We start from the raw sequence: 24,234 nt of genomic DNA, 5'->3' as shown, positions 1-24,234 counted from the left end.
CTTCTATAACCCCACAATCATTAAAAAGAAACTAAATATTAAAACATTATACGTTAAACTATCAATACGATCTAAGATTCCACCATGTCCTGGTAATAATTTTGAATAATCTTTGACTTCAAAATATCTTTTAATCGCACTAAAGATCAAATCGCCAATTTGTCCTGTCAAAGTCATAACAATAACCGCTGGAACAATGATCCAATGTTTAGCAAGTATCCCGGTAAAATAAGCAAAAATAAGACCTAAAACGCTTCCTAAAATAATTCCACCAATAGATCCTTCAATGGTTTTTTTAGGAGAAAGTCTAGGAATCAACTTATGTTTACCAATTGCCATCCCTGTAAAGTAGGCACCTGTATCACTTCCAAAAGTAGCAATGGCAAGAAGCAATAAATACTCCCAACCATAACTTAAACGCATAACAAGCAAAGCATGGCATCCAGCACAGACAAGTGTTCCCATTGTAAATACATAAGCTGCACGTTCAATATTACACGTTTCATCAAAAATCATACAAGCCAAAACGCAAGCCATGTACACTAAAATAAGGTAATTAGAAATAAGTAAACTATCTCTACTTAACAAAAAACCTCCAACAAAAAATGCTCCTACAAGAAAATACATATATAAACCTATACGTGGTCTTGAACAGATATGAAGCATTTCGTAAATACTTAGCCCCATGACAATAGCAATCAAAATTTTATAAAAAATTCCTCCAAAAACAACAGCAGGTACGACGACTGCAATAAGGCATAAAGCTGTATTAATTCTTTCTTTCACTATTTTAATCCTCCATATCGACGCTCTCTGTTTTGATAGAGCCAAATTGATTTATGCAATTCCTTTTCATCAAAATCAGGCCAATAAACAGGTGTAAAAATAAATTCAGCATACGCTAACTGCCATAACATAAAATTCGATAAGCGTTGTTCTCCACTAGTACGAATCATTAAATCTACATCAGGTAAATTAGCTGACATTAATGTTGAATTAAAATAATCTTCTGTAATATCATTAATACTAATTTTTCCTTCTTGAACATCTTGAACAATTTGTTTTGTAGAATGAACAATTTCATCCCTACCACCATAAATAAAAGCAAAACATAATTTCAATCCTGTATTATTTTTTGTTTGTTCAATAGCACTATTGATAATATCTCTTGTTGCTTTTGGTGCTTTGTCAAGGTGACCGATCATACAAATTTGCACATTATTTTCTATCAATTCTTTTAAATAAGATTCAAAGAATTTTTTAGGCAATTTAAAAATAAATTGTACCTCTTCTTCTGGACGTGCAAAATTTTCAGTTGAAAAAGCATACACAGTCATTGCTTTAACACCTAAACGATTGGCTTCTAAAGCAACTTTTCTAATGGTTTTTGTTCCTTCATTATGCCCAAATGTTCTTGGCATCATTCTTTTTTTAGCCCAACGTCCATTACCATCCATAATAAAAGCAATATGCGCTGGTATATTATTCATATCTAATTGATAATCTTCTTTATCCATAGAGTTACCCTCCTTAAAGTCAAGAAAGATTATAACATAAAACATACAAAAAACAAAATTTACCTAGAAACGAAAAAAAGAAATACCGAAGTATTCCTTTTTAAACTGTCATAATATCTTTTTCTTTAGCTTTTCCAATTTCATCAATTTCTTTAACAAATTTATCTGTTAATTTTTGAACTCTATTTTGTCCATCTTTGATTTCATCTTCACTACCATCACATTTTTTGATTTCATCATTTGCATCACGACGGATATTTCTAACCGCAACTTTTGCATGTTCAGCAAATTTCCATACGTTTTTAGCAAATTCTTTACGTCTTTCTTCTGTTAAAGCAGGTACTGTAATACGGATAATTTCTCCATCATTTTGAGGAGTTAAGCCTAAATCAGCTTCATAAATTCCATGTTCAATATCTTTTAAAGCAGATTTATCATAAGGCTTGATCACTAATTGTCTTCCTTCTACAACAGAAACACCAGCCATTTGATTAATTGGTGTTGGTGAACCATAGTAATTAACCATTACACGATCAAGCATTGCTGGAGTTGCTCTACCTGTTCTTACAGTAGCTAAATCTCTTTGATAAGCTTCAATAGCTTTTTGCATTCTATCGTTTGCGTCGTCTAAGATCATGTTAATCATTTTATTTTCCTCCAGAAATTGTTGTTCCAATTTTTTGACCATCACAAGCTTTGGCAATATTACCATCTTCTTGCATATTGAATACACATAAATCAATATTATTATCTTTACATAAGGTAATAGCTGTTTGATCCATTACTTTTAAATCCTTAGTTAAAACATCAGCATAAGAAATTTCATCAAATTTAACAGCATTTGCATCTAATTTTGGATCTGCTGAATAAACACCGTCAACACCATTTTTAGCCATTAAAATAACATCTGCATTAATTTCAGCAGCTCTTAAAGCAGCTGTTGTATCAGTTGTAAAATATGGGCTACCAGTTCCTGCACCAAAAATAACAATTCTACCTTTTTCTAAGTGTCTTACAGCACGTCTTCTAATGTAAGGTTCAGCAACTTGACGCATTTCAATTGCTGAAAGTAAACGTGTTTGAATTCCTAATTGTTCTAAAGCATTTTGTACAGCTAAACCGTTCATAACAGTAGCTAACATTCCCATGTAGTCCGCTGAAGAACGTTCCATTCCCATTTGTGCACCTGTGACACCACGCCAAATGTTTCCACCACCACATACAATAGCAATTTCAACACCTAGTTCTTTAGCTTCTTTAATTTGTCTTGCAATATCTGCTACGGTTTTAGCATTAATACCAAAATTGTCTTCACCAGCTAATGCTTCTCCACTTAATTTTAATAAGACTCTTTTGTATTTCATAAGATAATCTCCTTCTTCTTTCAAAAAAAGGACACACTTAAAGTGTCCTTGATAATTATTGTTTCATTTGTGCAGCTACTTCTTCAGCAAAGTTTTCTTCTTTCTTTTCGATACCTTCACCAACTTGGAAACGAGCGATTTCTAATACTTTACTATTTCCTAAGTATTTAGCAACTGTTTCTTTTGGTGTTTTAATAAATTCTTGATCTAATAAACACCATTCAGAGAATACTTTATTTAATTTACCACGTTTAATACCTTCTAATACTTTTTCAGGTTTATTAGCTAATTTTGGATCATTTGCCATAATTTCAGTTTGTACAGCATCTTCTCTATCTTTTTCAGCTTGTGGAATTTCATCTTGAGAGATGTATTTTGGGTTGATAGCAGCAACATGCATAGCGATGTCTTTTGCTTTTTCTTCAGTAGCATCAGCTAATTTAACGATTGATACCATTTTCCCACCCATATGTGAGTAAGCACCAAATACTTCGTTATCATCTTTAGTGAAAGTTTTAATTCTTCTTAAAGATAATTTTTCTCCAATTTTTCCTGAAGCTTCAGCAATTGTAGTTTCAAGAGTTTTTCCATCAACTTCGATTGCTTTTGCGGCTTCTAAATCAGCAGGATTGTTAGCAGCAACTGCTTCACAAACTGTGTTTACTAATGCAACGAATTCAGCGTTTTTAGCTACGAAGTCAGTTTCAGAGTTAACTTCAACCATAGCTGCAACGTTACCGTTGATTGCGAATGCTGATAAACCTTCAGCAGCAATTCTGTCAGCTTTTTTTGCAGATTTTGCAATTCCTTTTTCTCTTAACCAGTCGAATGATGCTTCGATGTCACCATCACATGCTTCTAATGCTTTTTTACAATCCATCATTCCAGCACCAGTTTTTTCACGTAATTCTTTTACTAATTTTGCACTAATTGCCATTTTTTTGTCCTCCATTTTTATTTATTAAAAAGGGAAAGCTTTGCTTTCCCATCACAACATATTTATGATTTCCAGCCTTGATTATTCTTGAGTTGGTTTAGCTTCTCTTCTTTGAGCTGGTCTACCAGCTTTATTTCTTGGCCCTCTTCTATTATTGTTTTCAACAGAAGATACAGCATCATTCATAGTTACTTCTTTTTCATCTTCATCTTTAACATAAGCAACAGTTAAAGGTTCACTTTTTGCTTCACAAATTGCATCAGCCATAGCTGCAACAATTAATTTAACAGCTCTAATAGCATCATCATTTGCTGGGATTACATAATCAACTTCATCTGGATCACAGTTAGTATCAACAATACCAAATACAGGGATTCCTAAGATTCTTGCTTCAGCAACAGCGTTGTGTTCAGCTTTAGGATCTACTACAAATAAAGCACTTGGTAATCTTCTCATTTCTTTGATACCACCTAAGTTCTTTTCTAACTTAGCTGCTTCTTTTTTAAGTAAGATAACTTCTTTTTTAGGTAAAAGATCAAAAGTTCCATCTTTTTCCATTTTTTCTAATTCAATTAATCTTCTAATTCTTTTTTGAATTGTTTTAAAGTTTGTTAATGTTCCACCTAACCAACGTGAGTTAACATAGTAACTTCCTGAACGGATAGCTTCTTCTTTAACAGCTTCTTGAGCTTGTTTTTTAGTTCCTACAAATAAAACTTTTCCACCTTTTTCAGCGATTTCATTCATTGCTTTATAAGCTTCATCGATTTTTTTAGATGATTTTTGTAAATCAATAATGTAAATACCATTTCTTGATGTGAAAATGTATGGAGCCATTTTTGGATTCCATCTTTTTGTTTGATGTCCGAAATGAACACCTACTTCTAATAATTTTTTCATTGAAATTACTGACATGTGTAATTTCCTCCTTTTTCGTTTTTTTCCTCCATTATTTCAAACATTTACCACCATTAGGCACTCGATAAATGAATTCATAATGTGTGTATTTTTTAATACCTTAAGTATATTATCATAACATTCAACACAAAACAAGACTTTTTTATTCTTTATTTCGTGGATGTGCCTGTAAATAAACATCTTTTAGACGTTCTTTTGTAATATGTGTATAAATTTGTGTTGTTGAAAGATTTTCATGACCTAGTAATTCTTGAACAGTACGAATATCTGCACCCGCATTTAATAAATGTGTGGCAAAAGAATGTCTAAATGTATGAGGATGTATTTTTTTAGTAGGATCATAATTTCTTCCAATTCTTTTAATAATATCTTGAACGCCTCTATTCGTCATTTGTTGTCCTCTGTTATTAACAAAAACATAATCCGGTCCTTCGTTTGGACTTACAAGATTACCCCTACCTTCTTCAAGATACTTTATAAGCCATTTAGAAGCATATTCATGAAATGGTACATAACGATCTTTGTTCCCTTTTCCATGAATCAAAAGAATACGATTATCAAAATCAATCACATTTAATGTTAGATTCACCACTTCTGAACAACGCAAGCCTGAAGCATACATAAGCTCTAACATAGCTTTATTACGAACACCTAAATCATCGCTTGTATCAATACTATCTAATAATTCAATCATTTCCTCTGGAAATAGAAAATCTGGATTTCTTTTAGATATCTTAACATTTTCAATAAGTGTCATTGGATTATTTTCAACCAATTCTTCTTTGACTAAATATTTGTATAAAGAACGCAAACAACTAATACGATTATTAATCGTATTTTTAGATACACCCTTTTCATTTAAATACGTTAAATAACCTCTCATTAAAGGATATTTCACCTTTGAAAACGCATCAATGCTTTCTTTGTTTAAAAATCCGATAAACTCATTGAGTGTTCTTTCATAATTTTCAATTGTATTTTCAGAATAATGTTTTTGGTATTTTAAATAATCCATAAAGCTTTCTTTATCTTTATTTAAGTCCATTGATAAATTCATCCATTACTTCAACCGCTCTATTAGCATAAGCTTCTTTTCTTAATTTCTTTTTTACACGCGTTTCTAAATCAGGTAAAATACCAAAGTTAGCTTTCATTGGTTGGAAATGTTCTGCTTCACAATGTGTAATATAATAAGATAAAGCACCCATTACCGTTTCTCGAGGAAAAATAATTGGTTCTTGCTTATTTAAATGGCGAACCATATTCATTCCTGCTATCATTCCACTTTGTGCCGATTCTACATAACCTTCAACACCTGTAATTTGCCCAGCAATATAAAGTCCCTCATGATTTTTTAAACTATAATCTTGATTTAAATATTTAGGTGAGCAGATAAATGAATTACGATGCATTACACCATATCTTACAAATGTTGCATTTTCAAGTCCAGGAATTAGATGAATAATTCTTTTTTGTTCAGGCCATGTTAAATGCGTTTGGAAACCAACAATATTATATAAACTTGCTTGCACATTATCTTGTCTTAATTGAACAACTGCATAAGGTCTTGTTCCATCAGGTTTCGATAAACCTACAGGCTTCATTGGTCCAAATAATAAAGTTTGCTTACCTCTTCTTGCCATTTCTTCAAATGGCATACAACCTTCAAAGAATTTTTCTTCAAAATCTTTTGGTTTAACCACTTCTGCTTTCATGAGCTCATCATAGAAAAGATTAAATTCATCTTCTGTCATAGGACAATTAATATATTCATTTTCACCTTTATCATATCTTGATTTATAGTAAGCTATATCAAAATTAACACTATCCTTTTCAATAATTGGCGCAGCCGCATCAAAGAAATAAAAATATTCTTCACCTAATAAATCTTTGATTTCATTTGATAAAGCATCACTTGTAAGAGGTCCACTTGCAATAATTGTAGGTCCTTCAGGTAGAGTAGTAACTTCTTCATGAATAACTTCAATAAGGGGCTGATTACTTATAAAATCAGTAACAGCTTTAGAAAAAGCTTCACGATCGACCGCTAACGCCCCACCAGCAGGAACACTGTTTTCTCTAGCAAATTTAATAATAACACTGTCTAATTTTTCCATTTCATTTTTTAAGACACCTACCGCATTATTAAAATTATCCCCTCTTAACGAATTTGAACAAACAAGTTCCGCAAAATTACCCGTATGATGTGCTGGTGTCATTTTAACCGGTCTCATTTCATAGAGTTTAACATTTATTCCATTCTTTGCTACTTGATAAGCGGCTTCTACGCCGGCAAGTCCAGCTCCAATAACATGTACTGTTTGATTTTGATTCATATCTTTCTCCTTTTTTAAAAAAGTAGAACAGATGTTCTACTTAATAATTGTTTTACATTTTGGATAATTTGAGCAAGCTTTGAACTCACCCCAACGTCCTTTTTTAATAACGACAGGTGATCCACAATTAGGACACACTTCATCCGTCATAACTGGTTCTGCCTTTTTTCTAGAGTTTTTAATATATTTACATTCTGGATAATTTGAACATGCTTCAAATTTGCCATAACGCCCTGTTTTGAAAACCATTGGGCTACCGCATTTTGGACAAGTTTCACCAGTATATTCAGGTTCCACTTTTTCTTTTTTGATATATTTACATTCTGGATAATTTTCACACGCAACAAATTTACCATAGCGCCCATGACGTTCTACAAGATCGTGTCCACATTCTGGACATTTTTCACCCGTTTTCTTTGGGGCAATAACTTCCATTTTTTCATTTGCTTCATCTAATAATGGCTGGAATTTTTTAATGAAATGATCAATCGCATCAAAATAATCGTCTTCGCCTTCTGCAATATCATCAAGTTCTTTTTCCATTTGAGCTGTATATTCAACATTAATAATATCATTAAAGAATTGCGTTAAACGATCACTTGTAAGAATACCACTTTCAGTTGGTTTAAACGCTTTTTCAACAAGTTCAACATAACCTCTTGTTTGAATTGTATCAATAATCATTGCATACGTACTTGGTCTACCAATACCTAATTCTTCCATTTCTTTGATAAGTTTTGCTTCTGTATATCTTGCTGGTGGTTTTGTAAAATGTTGTGTTTTTTCAATATTTTGACTTTCTAAAACTTCATTTTCTACCACTTCTGGTAAGACTTCATCTTTTTGTTTTTCGTATTGACTATAAACACGTAAATACCCATCAAACTTTAATACAGATCCACTTGCATTAAAGAAATAATCATTATTTTCTAAAACAAGACTTGTTGCATCAAATTTTGAAGGAGCCATTAAAGAAGCAATTGCTCTTGCATAAATCAATGAATATAGTTTAAATTCATCGTTTGTTAAATGTTCCTTTACAGATTCTGGTGTACGCATGGCACTTGTTGGACGAATTCCTTCATGGGCATCTTGAACATTTTCTTTTTTCTTACTTATTTTTACTTTTCCAACATAATTTGCACCATATTTTTCTTTAATGTAGTTTGTTGCACTTTCAACAAACACATCAGAAAGTCTTGTTGAATCGGTACGCATATAAGTAATAAGCCCAACTGTTTCATCTTCAAGTTGAACCCCTTCATAAAGCTTTTGAGCAATCATCATTGTTTTTCTTGCTTTAAACCCTAATTTTGAAGAAGCTTCTTGTTGCAATGTCGAAGTAATAAAAGGAGGCTTTGATTCTCTTTTCTTACTTGTCTTTTTAACACTATCAACAACAAATGATTTTGATAATGCATTAAAGATTTCTAGTGCTTCTGCTTCATTTGAAATTTTTACTTTCTTTGTCCCTTTTTTGTTAAGTTCTGCTACAAAATCAATATCATCTTTGATAAAGTTTGCTTTTACTTTCCAATATTCTTCAGGAACAAATGCTTCAATTTCACGTTCTTTTTCAACAATCAAACGTAACGCTACCGATTGAACACGTCCTGCAGATTTTGATTTAATTTTTCTTTGTAAGAGTTTAGAAAGCTTAAATCCAATAATACGATCTAATACTCTTCTTGTTTCTTGTGATTTAACAAGATTTTGATCTATTTTACGAGGATGATTTAAAGCATCCACGACGGCATCTTTTGTAACCTCATTAAAAACAACACGGTTATCCGCATCCATATCTAAACCTAAAACATCTGCAAGATGCCAAGAAATTGCTTCCCCTTCACGGTCAGGGTCGGTTGCTAGATAAACTGTTTTTGCTTCTTTTACTGCAGCCTTTAATTCCTTAACAACATCTTTTTTATCTTTAGAAATAACATATTTTGGTTTATATTCATTTTCTTGATCAATTCCTAAACCATCTTTACCTGATGTAGATAAATCACGAATATGTCCTTTAGAAGAAGTAACATGATAGTCCTTCCCTAAATAATTTTCTATTGTTTTTGATTTAGAAGGAGATTCCACAATAACTAATTTATCGTACATAATGTATCCTCCTTTACGCAAAAACTATTATTATTGTTTTTTTTCACTTTGTCAACTCCATTTCTCTATTCTTCTATAATATCATTTATATCTAAAATAAGTTTTGCCCCTTGTTGTATCAGTAAATTACAACCAATAGGATCTCCTATTCTTGAGGGTACACAAAAAATATCTTTTCCCTGGTCAAGGGCATACCCTACCGTAATCATGGTTCCCGATCTTTTTTCCGCTTCTGTTACCACAACTGATTCACTAAGCCCAGCAATTAAACGATTTCTACTTGGGAAATCTTTTGCTTGTGGCACATAATCATTAGGATGCTCACTCACAATTAAGTGCTCTTCTTTAAGTTTCAAATAGAGCTCTCTGTTTCTTTTTGGATAACAATAATTAATGCCACTTCCTAAAACAGCAACCGTTTTCCCATGATTATTCATGGCACTGCGATGAGCCAGTGTATCAATTCCAAGAGCCATACCACTTACAATAGTATATTCATTTTTTACCAAATCACACACTATTTTATCGGTTACACTTGTTCCATATTCACTTGGTACTCTTTTACCAATAACACCAATACATTTTTCATCTAACAATGACAAATTCCCATGATAAAACAAGACAAATGGTGGACATGAAATCTGTTTTAATGCTTCTGGGTAGTCATCACATAAAATCGTTGTATACTTTGATTGTACTTTCGAAACTGCCTCCTCTCTTTGTTGATTCGTTACTTTTTCTTTTCTTTGTAGCGCTTTTAAAATACTTTGAAAATCTCCATCATATTTTAAAGCAAAAAATAGTAAGATTTCTTTCAATATCATCACCTCACTACGTATATAAGCCATTTTTTACTTTTTTTCTTCTTTTTTTTAAAAAAATAAAAAAGAACTAAATGTCGAATGACATTTGTTCTTTCATAACCATTTGAACAGGTTTAAATGATTTACGATGTATCGGACAAGGTCCATATTTAGCAAGTGCTTCTTTATGAGCTTTTGTAACATATCCTTTATGTTTTTCAAAACCATATTGAGGATACTTCTTTGCGTATTCAATCATTAAATGATCTCTTGTCACTTTTGCAAGTATACTTGCCGCTGCAATTGACATGGATAAAGTATCGCCTTTAATAATAGAAAGATGCTCAATATCATGTAAAGGCATCGCATCTGTCAAAGCAAACATTTTTTCTTTTTTTAATATCTGGCAACATTTTTCCATACCCTTTTGACTTGCACTATAAACATTTAAACGATCAACATCTTCTACAGAAATCACTTCAATATGATAGGCTAGCGCATTTTCAACAATAATTTGATACATTGCCTCTCTTTTTTTTGCTGTTAACTGTTTTGAATCAAAAATGCGTTCATCATAGAAACCTTTAGGAAAAATAACACCAGCAACAACAAGTTCCCCTGCCATGGGTCCTCTTCCTGCCTCATCAAGACCAATAATATAATTATAACCTAAATCATAATATTTATTTTCATATTCAAGTAAATTACTCATATGGTAACTCCCATGTGACATTCGCAATAGCACCATCAAATAAGTCCGTAAAGAACATATCCATCACACGTTCATAATCCGTAATTCCTCTAACTGGTTTGATTTTCTTGTTAGAAGCAATATCATCATAACATTTTTCAATCCAATCTCCTTCTAAATCAATTTCTATTTGATAACGATTTTCAACACTTCTTGGATAGTTTTTTACTAAATGCTCTACAGCATACATAAATAGATCTTCTCTTGGTAAAATTTGTTGTTTGATTGATCCAATCAAAGCGATATTTCGAGCAACTGTTTCATTTTCAAATTTTGGCCATAAAACTCCTGGTGTATCAAATAATTCAAAATCTTTGTCAACTTTAATGATTTGTTGTGCTTTTGTTACCCCTGGTTTATTTCCTGTAACTGTTGCTTTCCTTTTGGCTAAACGATTAATAAATGTAGATTTTCCAACATTAGGAATTCCTAAAACCATTGCTCTCATCGCCCGAGGTTTTAATCCTTTTTTAGCTTCTCTTTCCATTTTATCTTTTAAGATTTCTTTACAAACTTGAATAATTTTTTTATATTCATTGAATTGTTTAAGATTAACACTCATTGCATAATAACCATGATCTTTATAATATTGAATCCACTTTTTAGTAATTTTTGGATTTGCAAGATCTTCTTTTGTCATAACAATTAATCTAGGTTTATTGTTGACAATACCATTAAATAATGGGTTTTTACTTGAATAAGGAGCTCTTGCATCTACTAATTCTACTACAATATCAATTAATTTTATTTTTTCAGCGATTTCTCTTTTAGCTTTTGCCATATGTCCTGGAAACCATTGTATTTGTGCCATTTTAATCCACCTCTTTCATATTTTTAAAAGGAAATAATACAAACCCTTTTTTGGATAAAATATCTTTTTCCTTAAAACATCCTAATAATCTTGAATCAAGAGAATTCAAACGATTGTCTCCTAATACAAAAATCTCATCATCACCAATTGTATATTCAAAATCCTCTGTAAAACAGCTAATATTATAATCTTTTTTTACCTGTTCTATATAAGAAATATCTAAAAAAGCTTCCTCTATTTTCTCATCATTTATATATAATTGATCATCTTTATAAACAATTTTTTCACCAGGTAAACCAATCACACGTTTTATAATAATATTTCCTAATTTTTTACAATTCAATGTCACAATATCGAAACGTTCTATATGATTTAAATCAATTCTCGACATAAACGCATAATCATGATCTTGTAACGTTGGATACATTGAGGAACCATCTACTTTTATTGGCATGATAGCAAAACGAAACACAAAGGTAACGCCCATACAAACTATAAGGAATTCAATAACGTCTTTTATTCTCTTTTTATTCAAATCAATCACTACTCCTTTATAGCTATTTTGTATTATAGCTCATTTCAAAGTAAAAAAAAAGAAATGGTTGCCCATTTCTTATTTTCTGATTTCTTTGATTCTAGCAGCTTTACCAGATAATCCACGTAAGTAATTTAATTTAGCTCTACGTACTTTACCAACTTTAGCAACTTCAATTCTATCAATGATTGGTGAATGAACTGGGAAAGTTCTTTCTACACCTACTTGGTAAGAAATTTTTCTAACTGTGAAAGTTTCAGCAATTCCTTTACCTTGTCTTGCGATACAAACACCTTCGAATAATTGGATACGGTATTTGTTACCTTCTTTGATTTTTACGTAAACTTTTAAAGTATCTCCAGCTTTGAATACAGGGATATCAGATTTTAATTGTTTTTTAGTAATTTGATCTACTAATGTTAAATTCATCTCTATTTCTCCTTTTCATTTATAGTCTTGTATGTTCATTCGATTAACCAGCGGAACATATGCAGTCATACTGACCTAGCCTATTATAGCATCTTTTAAAAAGATATCAACTCTTTTTTTTGATTTCATTAAACATTTCTAATGCTTCTTTATCAAATTCATAATTTTCTAATAAATCAGGTCGTTTTAAGTATGTCTTTTTTAACGATTGATATTTACGCCATTTACGAATATTTTCATGATGTCCCGAAAGCAACACATCAGGCACAACATTTCCATCAAATTCTAAAGGTCTTGTATATTGAGGATACTCTAACAAACCATCTGCAAAAGAATCATCTTCATGGCTTTCTTGACGAATAGCCCCTTCTAATAAACGAATAACAGCATCACAAGTAACCATACTTCCTAATTCTCCACCTGTTAAAACATAATCCCCAATAGAAAGTTCTAAATCAACATAATCTCTTATTCTTTCATCAAAACCTTCATAATGCCCACAAATGATAATTAAATGTTTTTCTAAAGAAAGTTTGGTTGCTACTTCATGTTTTAAAGTAATTCCTTGCGGTGACATTAAAATCACTAATGAGTCATCTGTCGTTAAAGTCTTTAAACAATCAAGAATTGGTTGACACATCAATACCATTCCTTGTCCTCCTCCATAAGGATAATCATCGACATGTTTATGTTTATCATGTGTAAATTCTCTAAAATTATGGATTTGAATATCAACAACTTCTTTATCAATTGCTCTTTTAATAATTGATGTTTTTAAAAAGCCATCAAACATTTCTGGAAAAAGTGATAAAATATCAATCTTCATCATACATACCCTTAATCAATTGAACTTCAATGACTTTATTTTCAATATCTTCATCAACAATAAATGCATCTACATAAGGAATAGCAATTGTTTTTTTAGTTGTTTTAACGTTTAAAATGTCTTGTGCTCCATTAAAATAAATAGATTCAACTGTTCCTATTACTTGATCATTTTCTTTTACTTTGCAACCAATCAAATCATCATAAAAATACTCATTATCTTCTAAAACAACATCCTCTTTTAAACCATAAACGATACTACCAACATATTTTTCAACTAAATTAATATCTTGTAAGCCTTCAAAACTTACTAAATAGTTTCCTTTATGTATTCTTACTGTCTTGATGATAAAAGGATCTTCAATATTATTTAAATAAAGCTTATTTCCAATTACAAATCTTTGATCATTAAAATCACTATAAGAACGTATTTTTAATTCTCCTTTTAAAGCATGCGTTCCTAAAACTTTACCTATTTTAAGTTTTTCCATATATCCTCCAAAAAAAATAGATGTGTTCAACACATCTATTCATATGATTCGAATTTAATATCTAATTTTTTGTCAGAAAGACGTCCTGCAACAGACATTAATTGTCGAATAGAATTAGCCATAACACCTTTACGACCGATTAATTTAGCAATATCATTTTTTGCTGAATAAACATATAAAACAATCACATTTTCATCTAATGAAGGCATTTGTCTTACTTCTAAATGTTCTTTATCTTCAACTAATTCAATCGCGATATCTTTGAGTGTTTTTACGTAATCCATAATTATTTACCTTGTTTAGAATCAGCAAATTTTTTCATGATACCTTGTTTAGATAATAAGTTTTTAACAGTATCAGATGGTTGAGCACCATTATTTAACCATTTTAAGATTTCTTCTTCTTTTAAGTCAACTTGTGCAGGGTTAGTGCAAGGATTGTAAGTTCCTAATAATTCGATGAATCTACCATCTCTTGGTGATCTTGAATCAGCCGCAACAATTCTATAGAAAGGTCTTTTTTTAGCACCCATTCTTGTCATTCTTAATTTTACTGCCATTTATAATTTCCTCCTTGATTTATATTACTTGCATAATTTAACACAGATAAAATAAGGTGTCAAGCTTTTTTACTTGACACCTTTAATTATTTTTTCTTTTTCTTTTTATGACGAACTTTTTTACGATTAGGTCCACCTACAAAGTGTCCTCCGCCCATTTTTGGTAAACCAGTTGCACTGTCCATATTTGACATTTGTTTCATCATTTGTTTAGATTGTTCAAATTGTTTTAAAAGACGATTGATAGCAGCTAAATCTTTTCCACACCCTTTAGCGATACGTTGTTTTCTTGATAACGTAATAATGCTTGGGTCACGTCTTTCTTCTAATGTCATTGAATAAATGATGGATTCTGTTTCTTTCATTCTTTGATCTGTTGTTTCATCATTTAAATTAGGCATTGATGGCATTCCTGGAATCATTTTTAAAATTCCTGAAAGTGGCCCTAATTTTCTTAATTGATGCATTTGTTCCAACATATCATCTAAACCAAAGCGACCAGATTGCATCTTTTTCATGGCTTTCATTGTTTCTTTTTCATCATAAACATCTTGTACCTTTTCTACTAAAGAAACAACATCCCCCATACCAAGAATACGGTCAGCCATACGATCTGGATAGAATAAATCAATCGCATCTAGTTTTTCACCAGTACCAATAAATTTAATAGGGACATGGGTAATGTGTCTAATTGAAAGAGCACCCCCACCACGAGCATCCCCATCTAATTTTGTAAGAACAGCCCCAGTAATACTTAATTTTTCATTAAATGAAGCTGCAACATTAACGATATCTTGCCCTGTTAATGAGTCTACAACTAATAAAATTTCATCTGGTTTTGCAATTTCTTTAACATTTGCAAGTTCTTGCATTAATGGTTCATCAATGTGTAAACGCCCAGCTGTATCGATAATGATAACATCATTATTATTTAAGGCTGCATAGTTTAAAGCACCTCTTACGATATTTTCTGCAGATTCGCTTGTTCCTTTTTCATAAACAGGTACATCTAATTGTTTTCCTAAAGTGACTAATTGATCAACGGCTGCAGGACGATAAATATCTCCAGCAACAAGTAATGGTTTTTTACCATATTTACTTGTAATTAATTTTGCAATCTTTCCAGAAGTTGTTGTTTTCCCAGAACCTTGTAAACCAACCATCATAATTACAGTCGGCTTTTTGCTAAAATCAACTTCAGATACTTCATCACCCAATAAATGTACTAATTCATCATGAACGATTTTAACTAAAACTTGTCCTGGTTTTAACGAACCAACAACATCTGCCCCCATTGCTTTTTCTTTTGTTGACGCAATAAATTCTTTTACAACTTGATAGTTGACATCCGCTTCTAATAAGGCAAGACGGATTTCTGTCAACATTTCTTCCATATTACTTTCTGTTAATTGCCCTTGTCCAGAAACTTTTTTCAAAGTAGACTGCAATCTTTCAGATAATGAATCAAATGCCATATAAACCTCCTATAAATCTCTTAACATTTGTAAATGTTCATCAATGTTTTTATGTTCTTCTTTAATATCTTTTTCTAGATCATCTATAATTTCTAAACGTTTTTGATGTTTTTCTAATAACTGTAATTTTTCTTCATAATTTTCTAAATGTAAACACGCTTTTTTGATATTATCAAAAACTGCATTTTTTGAAACGTTTTTAATTAAAGAAATTTCTGACAAAGATAAATCTTCATGATAATAAAGATCAAGATATTCTCTTTGTTTTTCCGTTAATAAATCTTCATAAAGATCCATCAACAAATTCATTCTTTGTTTCTTTTCTAATGTATCTTCCATTATACTTCCTCTACAAGTCCTTTACATAAGCCATAGATGTATTGTTCCAGATCAAACTCTTGTAAATCATCTACTTGTTCACCTAATCCAATAAATTTAACGGGAATATTTAATTGATCTTTAATTGATAAGACAATACCACCTTTAGCTGTTCCATCCATTTTTGTAAGAACAATTCCTGTAATATCTGTAATTTTAGAAAATTCTATTGCTTGCGAAACACCATTTTGTCCTGTTGTTGCATCTACAACAAGTAATGTTTCATGTGGACCTTCAGGAACAACACGTTTAATGATACGATTCATCTTTTCTAACTCGTTCATTAAATTCACTTTATTTTGTAATCTTCCGGCCGTATCACAAATTAAGACATCCGCTCCTGTTTCTTTAGCTCTATTTAAAGCATCAAAAACAACAGCTGAAGGATCGCCACCTTCTTTACCTTTGATAATATCAACGCCTACTCTTTCAGCCCAAACAGCAAGTTGATCGATTGCTCCTGCTCTAAAAGTATCTCCCGCTGCCACAATAACTTTTTTACCTTCATCATGAACAATACGATGCGCAAGTTTACCAATTGTTGTTGTCTTTCCTGCACCATTGACACCAACCATTAAAATAACAGTTAATCCTTCAGGCGCATAGTTGATTTTTGTCGACATAACACTTTCATTTGCATAGATTACAAACATTTTATCAACAATAATATCATTAATTTCACGAGGATCTGTGATATTTTGAATTCTGACTTCTGCTTTGATTTCAGAAACAATTTTCATAACCATTGAAACTCCAACATCTGCCATAATTAAAATATTTTCTAATTCTTCAAAATATTCATCATTGATTTCTCTAAATCTAGCAGCTAATTCATTAATACGATCTGAAAAAGTTGATGAAGATTTATCAAGTCCTGCTACATATTTTTCATTTTGTTTTGTCGATTTACCTACTAATTTTTCTTTTATATCTTTAAAAAATCCCATTTATTAGACACCTCCTTGATGTTGATCATTTGAAAAATCAACAGCTTCTTCTAATTTAACACTTACAAGTTTTGTAACACCTTTTTGTTGCATCGTTGCTCCATAAAGAAGATCACATTCTTCCATCGTTCCTTCACGGTGTGTTACAACAATAAATTGTGTTTGCGAAGAAAATTCTCTTAAAAACTTTGCAAATCTTTCAACATTGGCCATATCAAGTGCAGCTTCGACTTCATCTAAGATGCACATTGGTACTGGTCGTACTTTTAAGATTGCAAATAAACATGAAATCGCAATTAATGCCTTTTCTCCACCTGAAAACAAAGTAATATTGGAAACTGATTTCCCTGGTGGTTGAACGTCAATATCAATTCCTGTTTCTAAAATATTATTAGGATCTGTATATTTGATTTCAGCTCTTCCGCCACCGAATAATTCTCTAAAAACAAGATTGAATTGATAATTGATTTTATCAAACGTTGTTGAGAATTTTTCAACCATGATATCATCCATTTCATCAATTGCTTGAATAATTTTATCTTGTGCTTGAATTAAATCTAAACGTTGACCATTCATATCTTCATAACGTTTAGAAACTTTTTCATATTCTTCAATCGAATCAAGATTGACATGACCTAAAGCATTGATTTCATTTCTTAAGACTGCAACTTCATAACGTGCTGATTCCATATCTAATTCTTCTTGATAATTTTCACTGGCATATTCATAAGTCATAGCATATTCATTAGATAAACGATTTAAATAGTTATTTAATGAAGCTTCTTGTTTAGTTGAAGCAATTGCTTTTTCATTAACTTGACTTTGAATATCTTTTAAATCTTTACGAAGTGTTTTTAATGCATTTTCAAGTTGTTCATTTTCATTGACATAAGACATTCTCATTTCACGTTTTGATTTAATTTGTTCTGTAAGTTGATCACGATGTTGAATCGCTTCATTTAATTCAATAACAAGTTGATTGTTGATTTTACCACTTTTAAAATCTTCCAATTCAACATTTTGATGAGATAAGTCTTCGTATTCCCCTTTGGCTACAATCAACTCTTCTTTTTTATTTTGGACAACAACTTCTAATTTTGCATAAGACATCTGTTTTTGCAATAATGTATGAGAAATTTCTTTTGATTCATTTTCTAATGAATTCAATTCATTCTTTTCTTTTGCAAGTTTGTTTTCAAGTTCTTTTAAATGTTCTTTAACTTTTTCAAGCTCGCGTTTTTGAATAATCGAGGATTGTTGTTTATTGGCACTTCCCCCGGTTAAAGAACCACCAACATTAACAATGTTTCCATCAAGCGTTACTACTTTATAACGTGCGTATGTTGCTTTAGAAATTTCTGAAGCATGATCAATGTTATCCGCTAAAATTACATTTCCTAATTGATTTAAAATAACATTCTCTATTTTTTTATCACTAGAAACAAAATCACTGACCACACCTAAATAGCCATCTAAAGTCGGACATAAAATTTCATGTTCTTCGCGAAGCAAACGTGGTTCCATTGTTTCTAATGGCAAAAAGGTTGCACGACCTGCTTTATTATCCCTTAAAAATTTAATAGCTAATCGTGCTTGTAAATCATCTTTTGTTACAATAAATTGTAAAGCACTTCCAAGCGCTGTAGAAATAGCAAGGTCATATTCTTGATCGTTTTTAATGAGATCACCAAAAACACCAATAATATCAGGATTTTGATTACTTAGAGACATCACTGCCTTAACACCACTATGATAATTTGATTTATTTTCTACTAAATCAATTAAAATTTCTTGTCTATTTTTATCTTTAGTAATTTCTTGAGTTAAATGACTTATTGATTGATGTTTTTCTTGAATCATTAAAGTCATTTTTTTTTGTTTATTAGATAAATCATTTAATTCTTTTTCAGTTTCTTCAAGACGTCCCACACGGTTGTTATATTCTTCAACAACATCCGCTAAAATAGCTTTTAAATTTTCTAATTTATGAGCAATATCCTTGTTATCTTTTGACTCTAAAGCATGTTTACGCTTTTGATCCACTTCTACTTTACTTGTTTCTAATCTTGAAACTTCAGACATTGCTTCTAAAAGTTGACTTTGTAAAGCGTTGATCTCATTATCTAAAACAAACATCTTCTTTTTAATTTCATCATTTGCACTTTCTTTTAACAAGATTTCCGCATCTAATGCAGCTTGTTTTTCATTTAATGATTTTAAAATCTTTGAAAGTTCTTCTAATGATGCATTGGTTTCTGAAATTTCATGTACTAATACATTCACTTCAATAGATGTTAATTTTTCTTTTAACTCTAAATAGGTTTCAGCTTTTTCTTTTTGCTTTTTTAAAGGGGTAATTTGTTTTTCTAATTCATAAACAATATCCCCAATACGATCCAAGTTTTCTTTTGTTCTTTCTAATTTACGGATTGCTTCTATTTTTCTTTTTTTATATTTTGAAACACCTGCTGCTTCTTCAAAAATAACTCTTCTCTCTTCAGGACGATTATCCGCAAAATTAGAGATATTTCCTTGAGAAATAATAGAAAGCGAATCTCTTCCCAATCCAGTGTCTAAAATTAAATCTGTAATATCTTTTAAACGACATTGCTGTCTATTTAATAAGTATTCTGCTTCATTTCCTTGGCGATAAAGACGTCGGGTAATTTCTACTTCATTATAATCATAATTCAGTGTTCGATCTGAGTTATCAAAGACAAGTGTTACTTCCGCTAAATTTTGTGCACGACGATCTTCAGAACCCGCAAAAATGACATCTGCCATATTGCTTCCTCTTAATGATTTAACCGATTGTTCTCCCAAAACCCAACGTACTGCATCTGAAATATTTGATTTACCACAACCATTTGGTCCTACAATTCCTGTAATTCCTGGTTGAAATTCGACATTAACTTTATCCGCAAACGATTTAAATCCATGTAATTCAATTCTTTTTAAATACATAGATGCTCCTTTCTTTTATTTAAATGTAATATTTCCATTTTTAAAAGATTCAATAATCGCTAGTGATTCAACTTTAAGTCCTAAATCAACAAGTTTTTGATGTCCTTTTTGGAATCCTTTTTCAATAATAATACCACATCCAACAATTTGACATTTTGCTTGTTGGCACATATCAACAAGTCCCATCATTGCATTTCCATCCGCTAAAAAGTCATCCACAAGTAAAATATGTTCACCTTCGTTTAAATACTTCTTTTTAACGCAAGCAATGTATCTTTTCCCCTTTGTATAAGAATAAACTTCACTTGTATATAAATCATCGTTAACTGTTTTAGATGTTCCTTTTTTAGCAAAAACAACAGGAATATCATTTAATTCATAACTTAAAGCTAAACCTAAAGCAATTCCAGAAGCTTCAATTGTTAGAATTTTATCAATTTTTTCATCTTTAAAACGTCTTTTTAATTCTTCTGCAATCGATCTATATGTTTTTGGATCAATTTGATGATTAATAAAACTATCCACTTTTAAAATATCTGGTTCAATAATTTCTCCATCAGTTAAAATCTTTTCTTTTAATTCTTGCATACTTATCTCCTTACAATTTCAAACGATTCATAAATTTTTGTTTTTCTATAGGTAATTTTACAATAAAGACAGTTCCCACATCAACCTGTGAAAGAATATCAATTTTTCCATTATGTAAATCGACAATGGATTTAACAATGGCAAGTCCTAAACCATTTCCTTCTACATTACGTGCTTTATCCTCTCGATAAAAACGTTCAAAGATATGAGAAACAACTTCTTTAGACATTCCAATTCCCGTGTCCTCTATAGAAACTTCTACTTCTTTAGAAGTCTTTTTCATAGAGATTGTAATTAATCCCCCATCATTTGTATATTTAATGGCATTAGAAACAATATTTGTCCAGACTTGTTCTAATCTTTGTTCATCACCATCAATAACAATATCTTTTTTAGGAACTTGGAACTCTATTTCAATATTTTTTTCCATTGCTTGGTTTTCTTGAGTAGAAATCACACGATTCATTTGTTCAATAAGTGAATACGTAGAAATTTCTAATTCTATTTCTTCTCTATCAAGCAAGGTCAATTGTAACATATTTTTCGCTAAAGAAGATAACCTTTTACTATTATATAAAATAATATTTGCATATTTCACGCGTTGTTCTTTAGGAAGATCTTCTTCTTTTAAAATATTCGCAAATCCTTGTATCGAAGTTAATGGTGTCTGGAACTCATGTGAAATATCTGAAATGAATTTTTGTCGTGTTTCATCTTGTTTTGCAAGCTGTCTCGCCATTTGGTTGAAACCTTGATTCAATTTTGAAATTTCATCCTGTCCTACATTATCAACACGTACGTCATAATTTCCATTACTTAACTCTTTCAAAGCATTCGTAAGACGCGTCAATGGTTTAACAATAATATCAGCTATCACTAGGAAAACAATACTTCCTGTTAAAAAGACACATCCTAAAATCAAAATAGCTGAATTGGCAATCGCACTTTTTTGTCCACTTGTATCTTTTTGAACATAAATATAATAATCTACCCCGTTGATATTATTCTTTGTTCCATAAGATAGGATTTCATCTCTTAATTTTTTTGAAAAATTTTCATCTTTTTTTTCAAAAAAAAGCGTCATTTCCTCTGGAGATGGATTATATTTCTTATTTCCATAAGCAACATAACCATCCTTCAGGGAATAACAAGTAATTGCCATCTCACTACTTTTAGCATAAAGATCTATAATATCATCTTTATTTTCTATATTTCCATTAGAAATAACTTTTATAACATAGTCATTGGTCGTAATTAAATCTTCTTCTACCGTTGATTCAATTTGTTCATCATTCAATTTTAATGACACATAACCAGCTACCGAAAATGATGCAACAATGGTAATGAAAAAGCCAAAAATTAATTTAGAATAAATGGATTTCATTTAATCAACCTCAACTTTATAACCTAAACCACGTACTGTTACAACATTGAATCCTGGTAAATGACCAATATTTTCTCGAATTCTTTTAATATGTACATCAACCGTTCGATCAAATCCGTCATAATCCATTCCCCAAATTTTTTCAATTAATTGTTCTCTTGAAAAAATTTGATTTGGATGTTTAGCAAGTTCAAAAAGCAATTCAAATTGTTTTAATGGCAAATGAATACATTCATCTTTATATCTAATTTCATATTTATCCCCATCTAATTCAACATCTTTTAAATGAATAATATGCGATGTATTAATATCATATCTTTTCATAATTGCTTTTACACGCGCCATTAATTCATTTGGGTCAAAAGGTTTAACGACATAGTCATCAACCCCAGAAGAAAAACCACGTAATTTATCTTTGCTTTCACCTTTGGCCGTAAGCATAATACATGGAACATCTTTGAACTCTTTCATATTTTCAACAAGTTCAAAACCATCCATTTTAGGCATCATGACATCGATGATTCCTAAATCCACATATTCGTTTTCAAAAATGTTTAAGGCTTCTTCCCCATCACCGGCTTCTAAGACTTCATAACCTTCTTTATTTAAATAAAACTTGAGTAATTCTCTAATATCTTGTTCATCATCAACAACTAATACTTTTGGTTTCATTTTCTACACCTCAATTCAATTCAAAATTATATCATAAAACCATAAAATAATACAATCTTACAAAGATTTACTTTACAAGAACTTTATCAATAAAGATACACAAAAAAAATATTTATTGTATAATAGAGCAAGATTAAAGGGGATGTAGAAATGATATTAGAAAAAATAGATCAAGATTTATTAGATTTAGCAAAACAATCAGATAGCGATTTAAAAGAAATCTATGCTAAAGTAGATGAAACATGTCTTATTAATTCAAATAAAGTTTTATCTGCTTTTATAGAAAATCAAGTTTCTTATAGTGATTTTACAGATATCAATGGTTATGGAAATTACGATGAGGGTCGAGATAAATTAGAAAGAATTTTCGCCTCTATTTTAGGATGCGAAGATGCTTTAGTAAGACCACAAATCATGTCAGGAACAAACGCTTTATATTTAACGCTTTCTGCTTTATTAAAACACGGTGATACCATGATTTCTATTAGCGGTGAACCTTATGATTCTTTACAAGAAATGATTGGTATAAGTGGTAATTCCAATCAATCGTTAAAAGCCTATGGCGTTAATTATGAACAAATTGATTTAATTGATAATGAGTTTGATGAAAAAAGTATTATTGAAAGACTTCAACAAAAAAATGTAAAACTTGTTGAAATTCAACGTTCTCGTGGATACAGTCAACGTTTATCACTTACAATCGATAAAATAGAATCAATTATTCATAAAATTAGAAAAGTTAATCAAGAAGTCATTATTATGGTGGATAACTGTTACGGTGAACTTGTAGAAACAAAAGAACCAGGAGATATTGGTGCTAATATTGTTGTCGGATCATTAATGAAAAACTTAGGTGGTGGAATTGCTCCAACAGGTGGTTATGTAGCTGGTAATAAAGATTTAGTTTATGAAGTTGCACAAAGACTTACCGCTCCTGGTATTGGTAAAGACTTAGGTGCTAACTTTAATCTTAACAACGCTTTCTTTAAAGGTGTATTCATGGCACCAAACGCTGTAAAAAATGCATTAAAAACAGCTATTTTTACTTCATACATGTTAGAAAAATTAGGATATGAACATGTATCACCTCGTTACAATGAAAAAAGAACAGATCTTATTCAAACTTTAGATTTACATAGTAAAGAAAAATTAGTGAATTTTACTCAAGGAATTCAATCATCAAGTCCAATCGATTCCTTTGTACGTGTTCTTCCTGCCCCAATGCCTGGTTATCCCTTTGATGAAGTGATGGCTAGTGGAAGTTTTACGCAAGGAAGTACCATTGAATTAAGTGCCGATGCTCCTGTAAAAGAACCTTATACTTTATATATGCAAGGTGGTTTATCAATTGAATACGGGAAACTTTCCATCTTACTTGCTTTAACACAAATGAAAAACAAATAAAAAGAAGACTCAACTGTTGAATCAACAATTGAGT

Annotated in this window: 26 protein-coding genes; 1 reads left to right on the top strand and 25 read right to left on the bottom strand. The window is 31.0% G+C overall.

Translation table 11 applies throughout. The features are described 5' to 3' along the window. Nucleotides 1–3 precede the first annotated feature (3 nt). The 25 genes from C7U55_RS02290 to C7U55_RS02170 form a co-directional block, all read right to left on the bottom strand. Nucleotides 4–786 carry a phosphatidate cytidylyltransferase gene (locus C7U55_RS02290; RefSeq protein WP_106987164.1) on the bottom strand — a complete coding sequence of 261 codons (783 nt, stop codon included), beginning with the start codon at nucleotides 784–786 and terminating at the stop codon, nucleotides 4–6. Next, nucleotides 786–1,517: an isoprenyl transferase gene (locus C7U55_RS02285; protein ID WP_106987163.1), complete on the bottom strand. Its 732-nt coding sequence runs from the start codon at nucleotides 1,515–1,517 to the stop codon at nucleotides 786–788. Before C7U55_RS02285 ends, C7U55_RS02290 begins: the two co-directional genes overlap by 1 nt. Before the next feature lie 100 nt (nucleotides 1,518–1,617). Continuing rightward, nucleotides 1,618–2,163 (bottom strand): ribosome recycling factor, encoded by a 546-nt coding sequence (frr, locus tag C7U55_RS02280; RefSeq protein ID WP_106987162.1) that lies wholly within the window; start codon nucleotides 2,161–2,163, stop codon nucleotides 1,618–1,620. A gap of 1 nt (nucleotide 2,164) precedes the next feature. Further along, complete coding sequence (pyrH, locus tag C7U55_RS02275) at nucleotides 2,165–2,881, bottom strand: UMP kinase (protein ID WP_106987161.1); 717 nt, start codon at nucleotides 2,879–2,881, stop codon at nucleotides 2,165–2,167. Nucleotides 2,882–2,936: 55 nt separating this feature from the next. Next, nucleotides 2,937–3,818, bottom strand: coding sequence for a translation elongation factor Ts (tsf, locus tag C7U55_RS02270; protein WP_106987160.1), 882 nt, complete (start codon nucleotides 3,816–3,818; stop codon nucleotides 2,937–2,939). 81 nt (nucleotides 3,819–3,899) lie between these two features. Further along, nucleotides 3,900–4,733, bottom strand: coding sequence for a 30S ribosomal protein S2 (rpsB, locus tag C7U55_RS02265; RefSeq protein WP_048923841.1), 834 nt, complete (start codon nucleotides 4,731–4,733; stop codon nucleotides 3,900–3,902). A 145-nt stretch (nucleotides 4,734–4,878) separates the two neighbouring features. After that, nucleotides 4,879–5,793 carry a tyrosine recombinase XerC gene (gene xerC, locus C7U55_RS02260; protein ID WP_227213187.1) on the bottom strand — a complete coding sequence of 305 codons (915 nt, stop codon included), beginning with the start codon at nucleotides 5,791–5,793 and terminating at the stop codon, nucleotides 4,879–4,881. Next, entirely contained in the window at nucleotides 5,768–7,072 is a 1,305-nt protein-coding gene (gene trmFO / locus C7U55_RS02255) for a methylenetetrahydrofolate--tRNA-(uracil(54)-C(5))-methyltransferase (FADH(2)-oxidizing) TrmFO (RefSeq protein ID WP_106987159.1), read from the bottom strand. The genes xerC and trmFO overlap by 26 nt, the downstream gene beginning before the upstream one ends. A gap of 36 nt (nucleotides 7,073–7,108) precedes the next feature. After that, nucleotides 7,109–9,184 (bottom strand): type I DNA topoisomerase, encoded by a 2,076-nt coding sequence (gene topA, locus C7U55_RS02250; protein WP_106987158.1) that lies wholly within the window; start codon nucleotides 9,182–9,184, stop codon nucleotides 7,109–7,111. Between the two features lie 65 nt (nucleotides 9,185–9,249). After that, nucleotides 9,250–10,008, bottom strand: coding sequence for a DNA-processing protein DprA (dprA, locus tag C7U55_RS02245; RefSeq protein ID WP_227279195.1), 759 nt, complete (start codon nucleotides 10,006–10,008; stop codon nucleotides 9,250–9,252). A 67-nt stretch (nucleotides 10,009–10,075) separates the two neighbouring features. Next, nucleotides 10,076–10,699 (bottom strand): ribonuclease HII, encoded by a 624-nt coding sequence (locus tag C7U55_RS02240; RefSeq protein WP_106987156.1) that lies wholly within the window; start codon nucleotides 10,697–10,699, stop codon nucleotides 10,076–10,078. Further along, complete coding sequence (gene ylqF, locus C7U55_RS02235) at nucleotides 10,692–11,549, bottom strand: ribosome biogenesis GTPase YlqF (RefSeq protein WP_106987155.1); 858 nt, start codon at nucleotides 11,547–11,549, stop codon at nucleotides 10,692–10,694. Before ylqF ends, C7U55_RS02240 begins: the two co-directional genes overlap by 8 nt. Nucleotide 11,550: 1 nt before the next feature. Then, nucleotides 11,551–12,093, bottom strand: coding sequence for a signal peptidase I (lepB, locus tag C7U55_RS02230; RefSeq protein WP_396129964.1), 543 nt, complete (start codon nucleotides 12,091–12,093; stop codon nucleotides 11,551–11,553). Nucleotides 12,094–12,162: 69 nt separating this feature from the next. Further along, nucleotides 12,163–12,513: a 50S ribosomal protein L19 gene (gene rplS, locus C7U55_RS02225; protein WP_048923848.1), complete on the bottom strand. Its 351-nt coding sequence runs from the start codon at nucleotides 12,511–12,513 to the stop codon at nucleotides 12,163–12,165. Between the two features lie 106 nt (nucleotides 12,514–12,619). Then, nucleotides 12,620–13,339 carry a tRNA (guanosine(37)-N1)-methyltransferase TrmD gene (gene trmD, locus C7U55_RS02220; RefSeq protein ID WP_106987153.1) on the bottom strand — a complete coding sequence of 240 codons (720 nt, stop codon included), beginning with the start codon at nucleotides 13,337–13,339 and terminating at the stop codon, nucleotides 12,620–12,622. Further along, on the bottom strand, nucleotides 13,329–13,829 hold the full coding sequence (gene rimM / locus C7U55_RS02215; RefSeq protein ID WP_106987152.1) for a ribosome maturation factor RimM: 501 nt from the start codon (nucleotides 13,827–13,829) through the stop codon (nucleotides 13,329–13,331). The genes trmD and rimM overlap by 11 nt, the downstream gene beginning before the upstream one ends. Before the next feature lie 35 nt (nucleotides 13,830–13,864). Then, nucleotides 13,865–14,113 carry a KH domain-containing protein gene (locus tag C7U55_RS02210; protein ID WP_048923851.1) on the bottom strand — a complete coding sequence of 83 codons (249 nt, stop codon included), beginning with the start codon at nucleotides 14,111–14,113 and terminating at the stop codon, nucleotides 13,865–13,867. Nucleotides 14,114–14,115: 2 nt separating this feature from the next. Then, nucleotides 14,116–14,388, bottom strand: a complete 273-nt coding sequence (gene rpsP, locus C7U55_RS02205) for a 30S ribosomal protein S16 (protein WP_106987151.1) — start codon at nucleotides 14,386–14,388, stop codon at nucleotides 14,116–14,118. A gap of 86 nt (nucleotides 14,389–14,474) precedes the next feature. After that, a complete protein-coding gene (ffh, locus tag C7U55_RS02200) occupies nucleotides 14,475–15,863 on the bottom strand; it encodes a signal recognition particle protein (protein WP_048923853.1) in 1,389 nt (462 codons plus the stop codon). Nucleotides 15,864–15,872: 9 nt separating this feature from the next. Then, complete coding sequence (ylxM, locus tag C7U55_RS02195; protein WP_106987150.1) at nucleotides 15,873–16,202, bottom strand: YlxM family DNA-binding protein; 330 nt, start codon at nucleotides 16,200–16,202, stop codon at nucleotides 15,873–15,875. After that, a complete protein-coding gene (gene ftsY / locus C7U55_RS02190; protein WP_106987149.1) occupies nucleotides 16,202–17,188 on the bottom strand; it encodes a signal recognition particle-docking protein FtsY in 987 nt (328 codons plus the stop codon). Before ftsY ends, ylxM begins: the two co-directional genes overlap by 1 nt. Nucleotides 17,189–17,191: 3 nt before the next feature. After that, complete coding sequence (locus C7U55_RS02185) at nucleotides 17,192–20,152, bottom strand: chromosome segregation protein SMC (protein ID WP_106987148.1); 2,961 nt, start codon at nucleotides 20,150–20,152, stop codon at nucleotides 17,192–17,194. Between the two features lie 15 nt (nucleotides 20,153–20,167). Then, nucleotides 20,168–20,740, bottom strand: coding sequence for a xanthine phosphoribosyltransferase (locus C7U55_RS02180; protein ID WP_106987147.1), 573 nt, complete (start codon nucleotides 20,738–20,740; stop codon nucleotides 20,168–20,170). A gap of 10 nt (nucleotides 20,741–20,750) precedes the next feature. After that, nucleotides 20,751–22,124, bottom strand: a complete 1,374-nt coding sequence (locus C7U55_RS02175; protein ID WP_106987146.1) for a HAMP domain-containing sensor histidine kinase — start codon at nucleotides 22,122–22,124, stop codon at nucleotides 20,751–20,753. Continuing rightward, nucleotides 22,125–22,796: a response regulator transcription factor gene (locus C7U55_RS02170; RefSeq protein WP_048923858.1), complete on the bottom strand. Its 672-nt coding sequence runs from the start codon at nucleotides 22,794–22,796 to the stop codon at nucleotides 22,125–22,127. Between the two features lie 150 nt (nucleotides 22,797–22,946). On the opposite strand from C7U55_RS02170, the gene C7U55_RS02165 reads away from it, so the two are divergent. After that, a complete protein-coding gene (locus C7U55_RS02165; RefSeq protein ID WP_106987145.1) occupies nucleotides 22,947–24,200 on the top strand; it encodes a methionine gamma-lyase family protein in 1,254 nt (417 codons plus the stop codon). The last annotated feature ends 34 nt before the right edge of the window (nucleotides 24,201–24,234 follow it).

Origin of the sequence: Faecalibacillus faecis, assembly GCF_003024675.1 — a bacterium.
GTDB classification, from domain to species: domain Bacteria; phylum Bacillota_I; class Bacilli_A; order Erysipelotrichales; family Coprobacillaceae; genus Faecalibacillus; species Faecalibacillus faecis.
The sequence above is the reverse complement of the archived record's forward strand: the minus strand, read 5'-3'. Positions and strand labels throughout refer to the sequence as shown.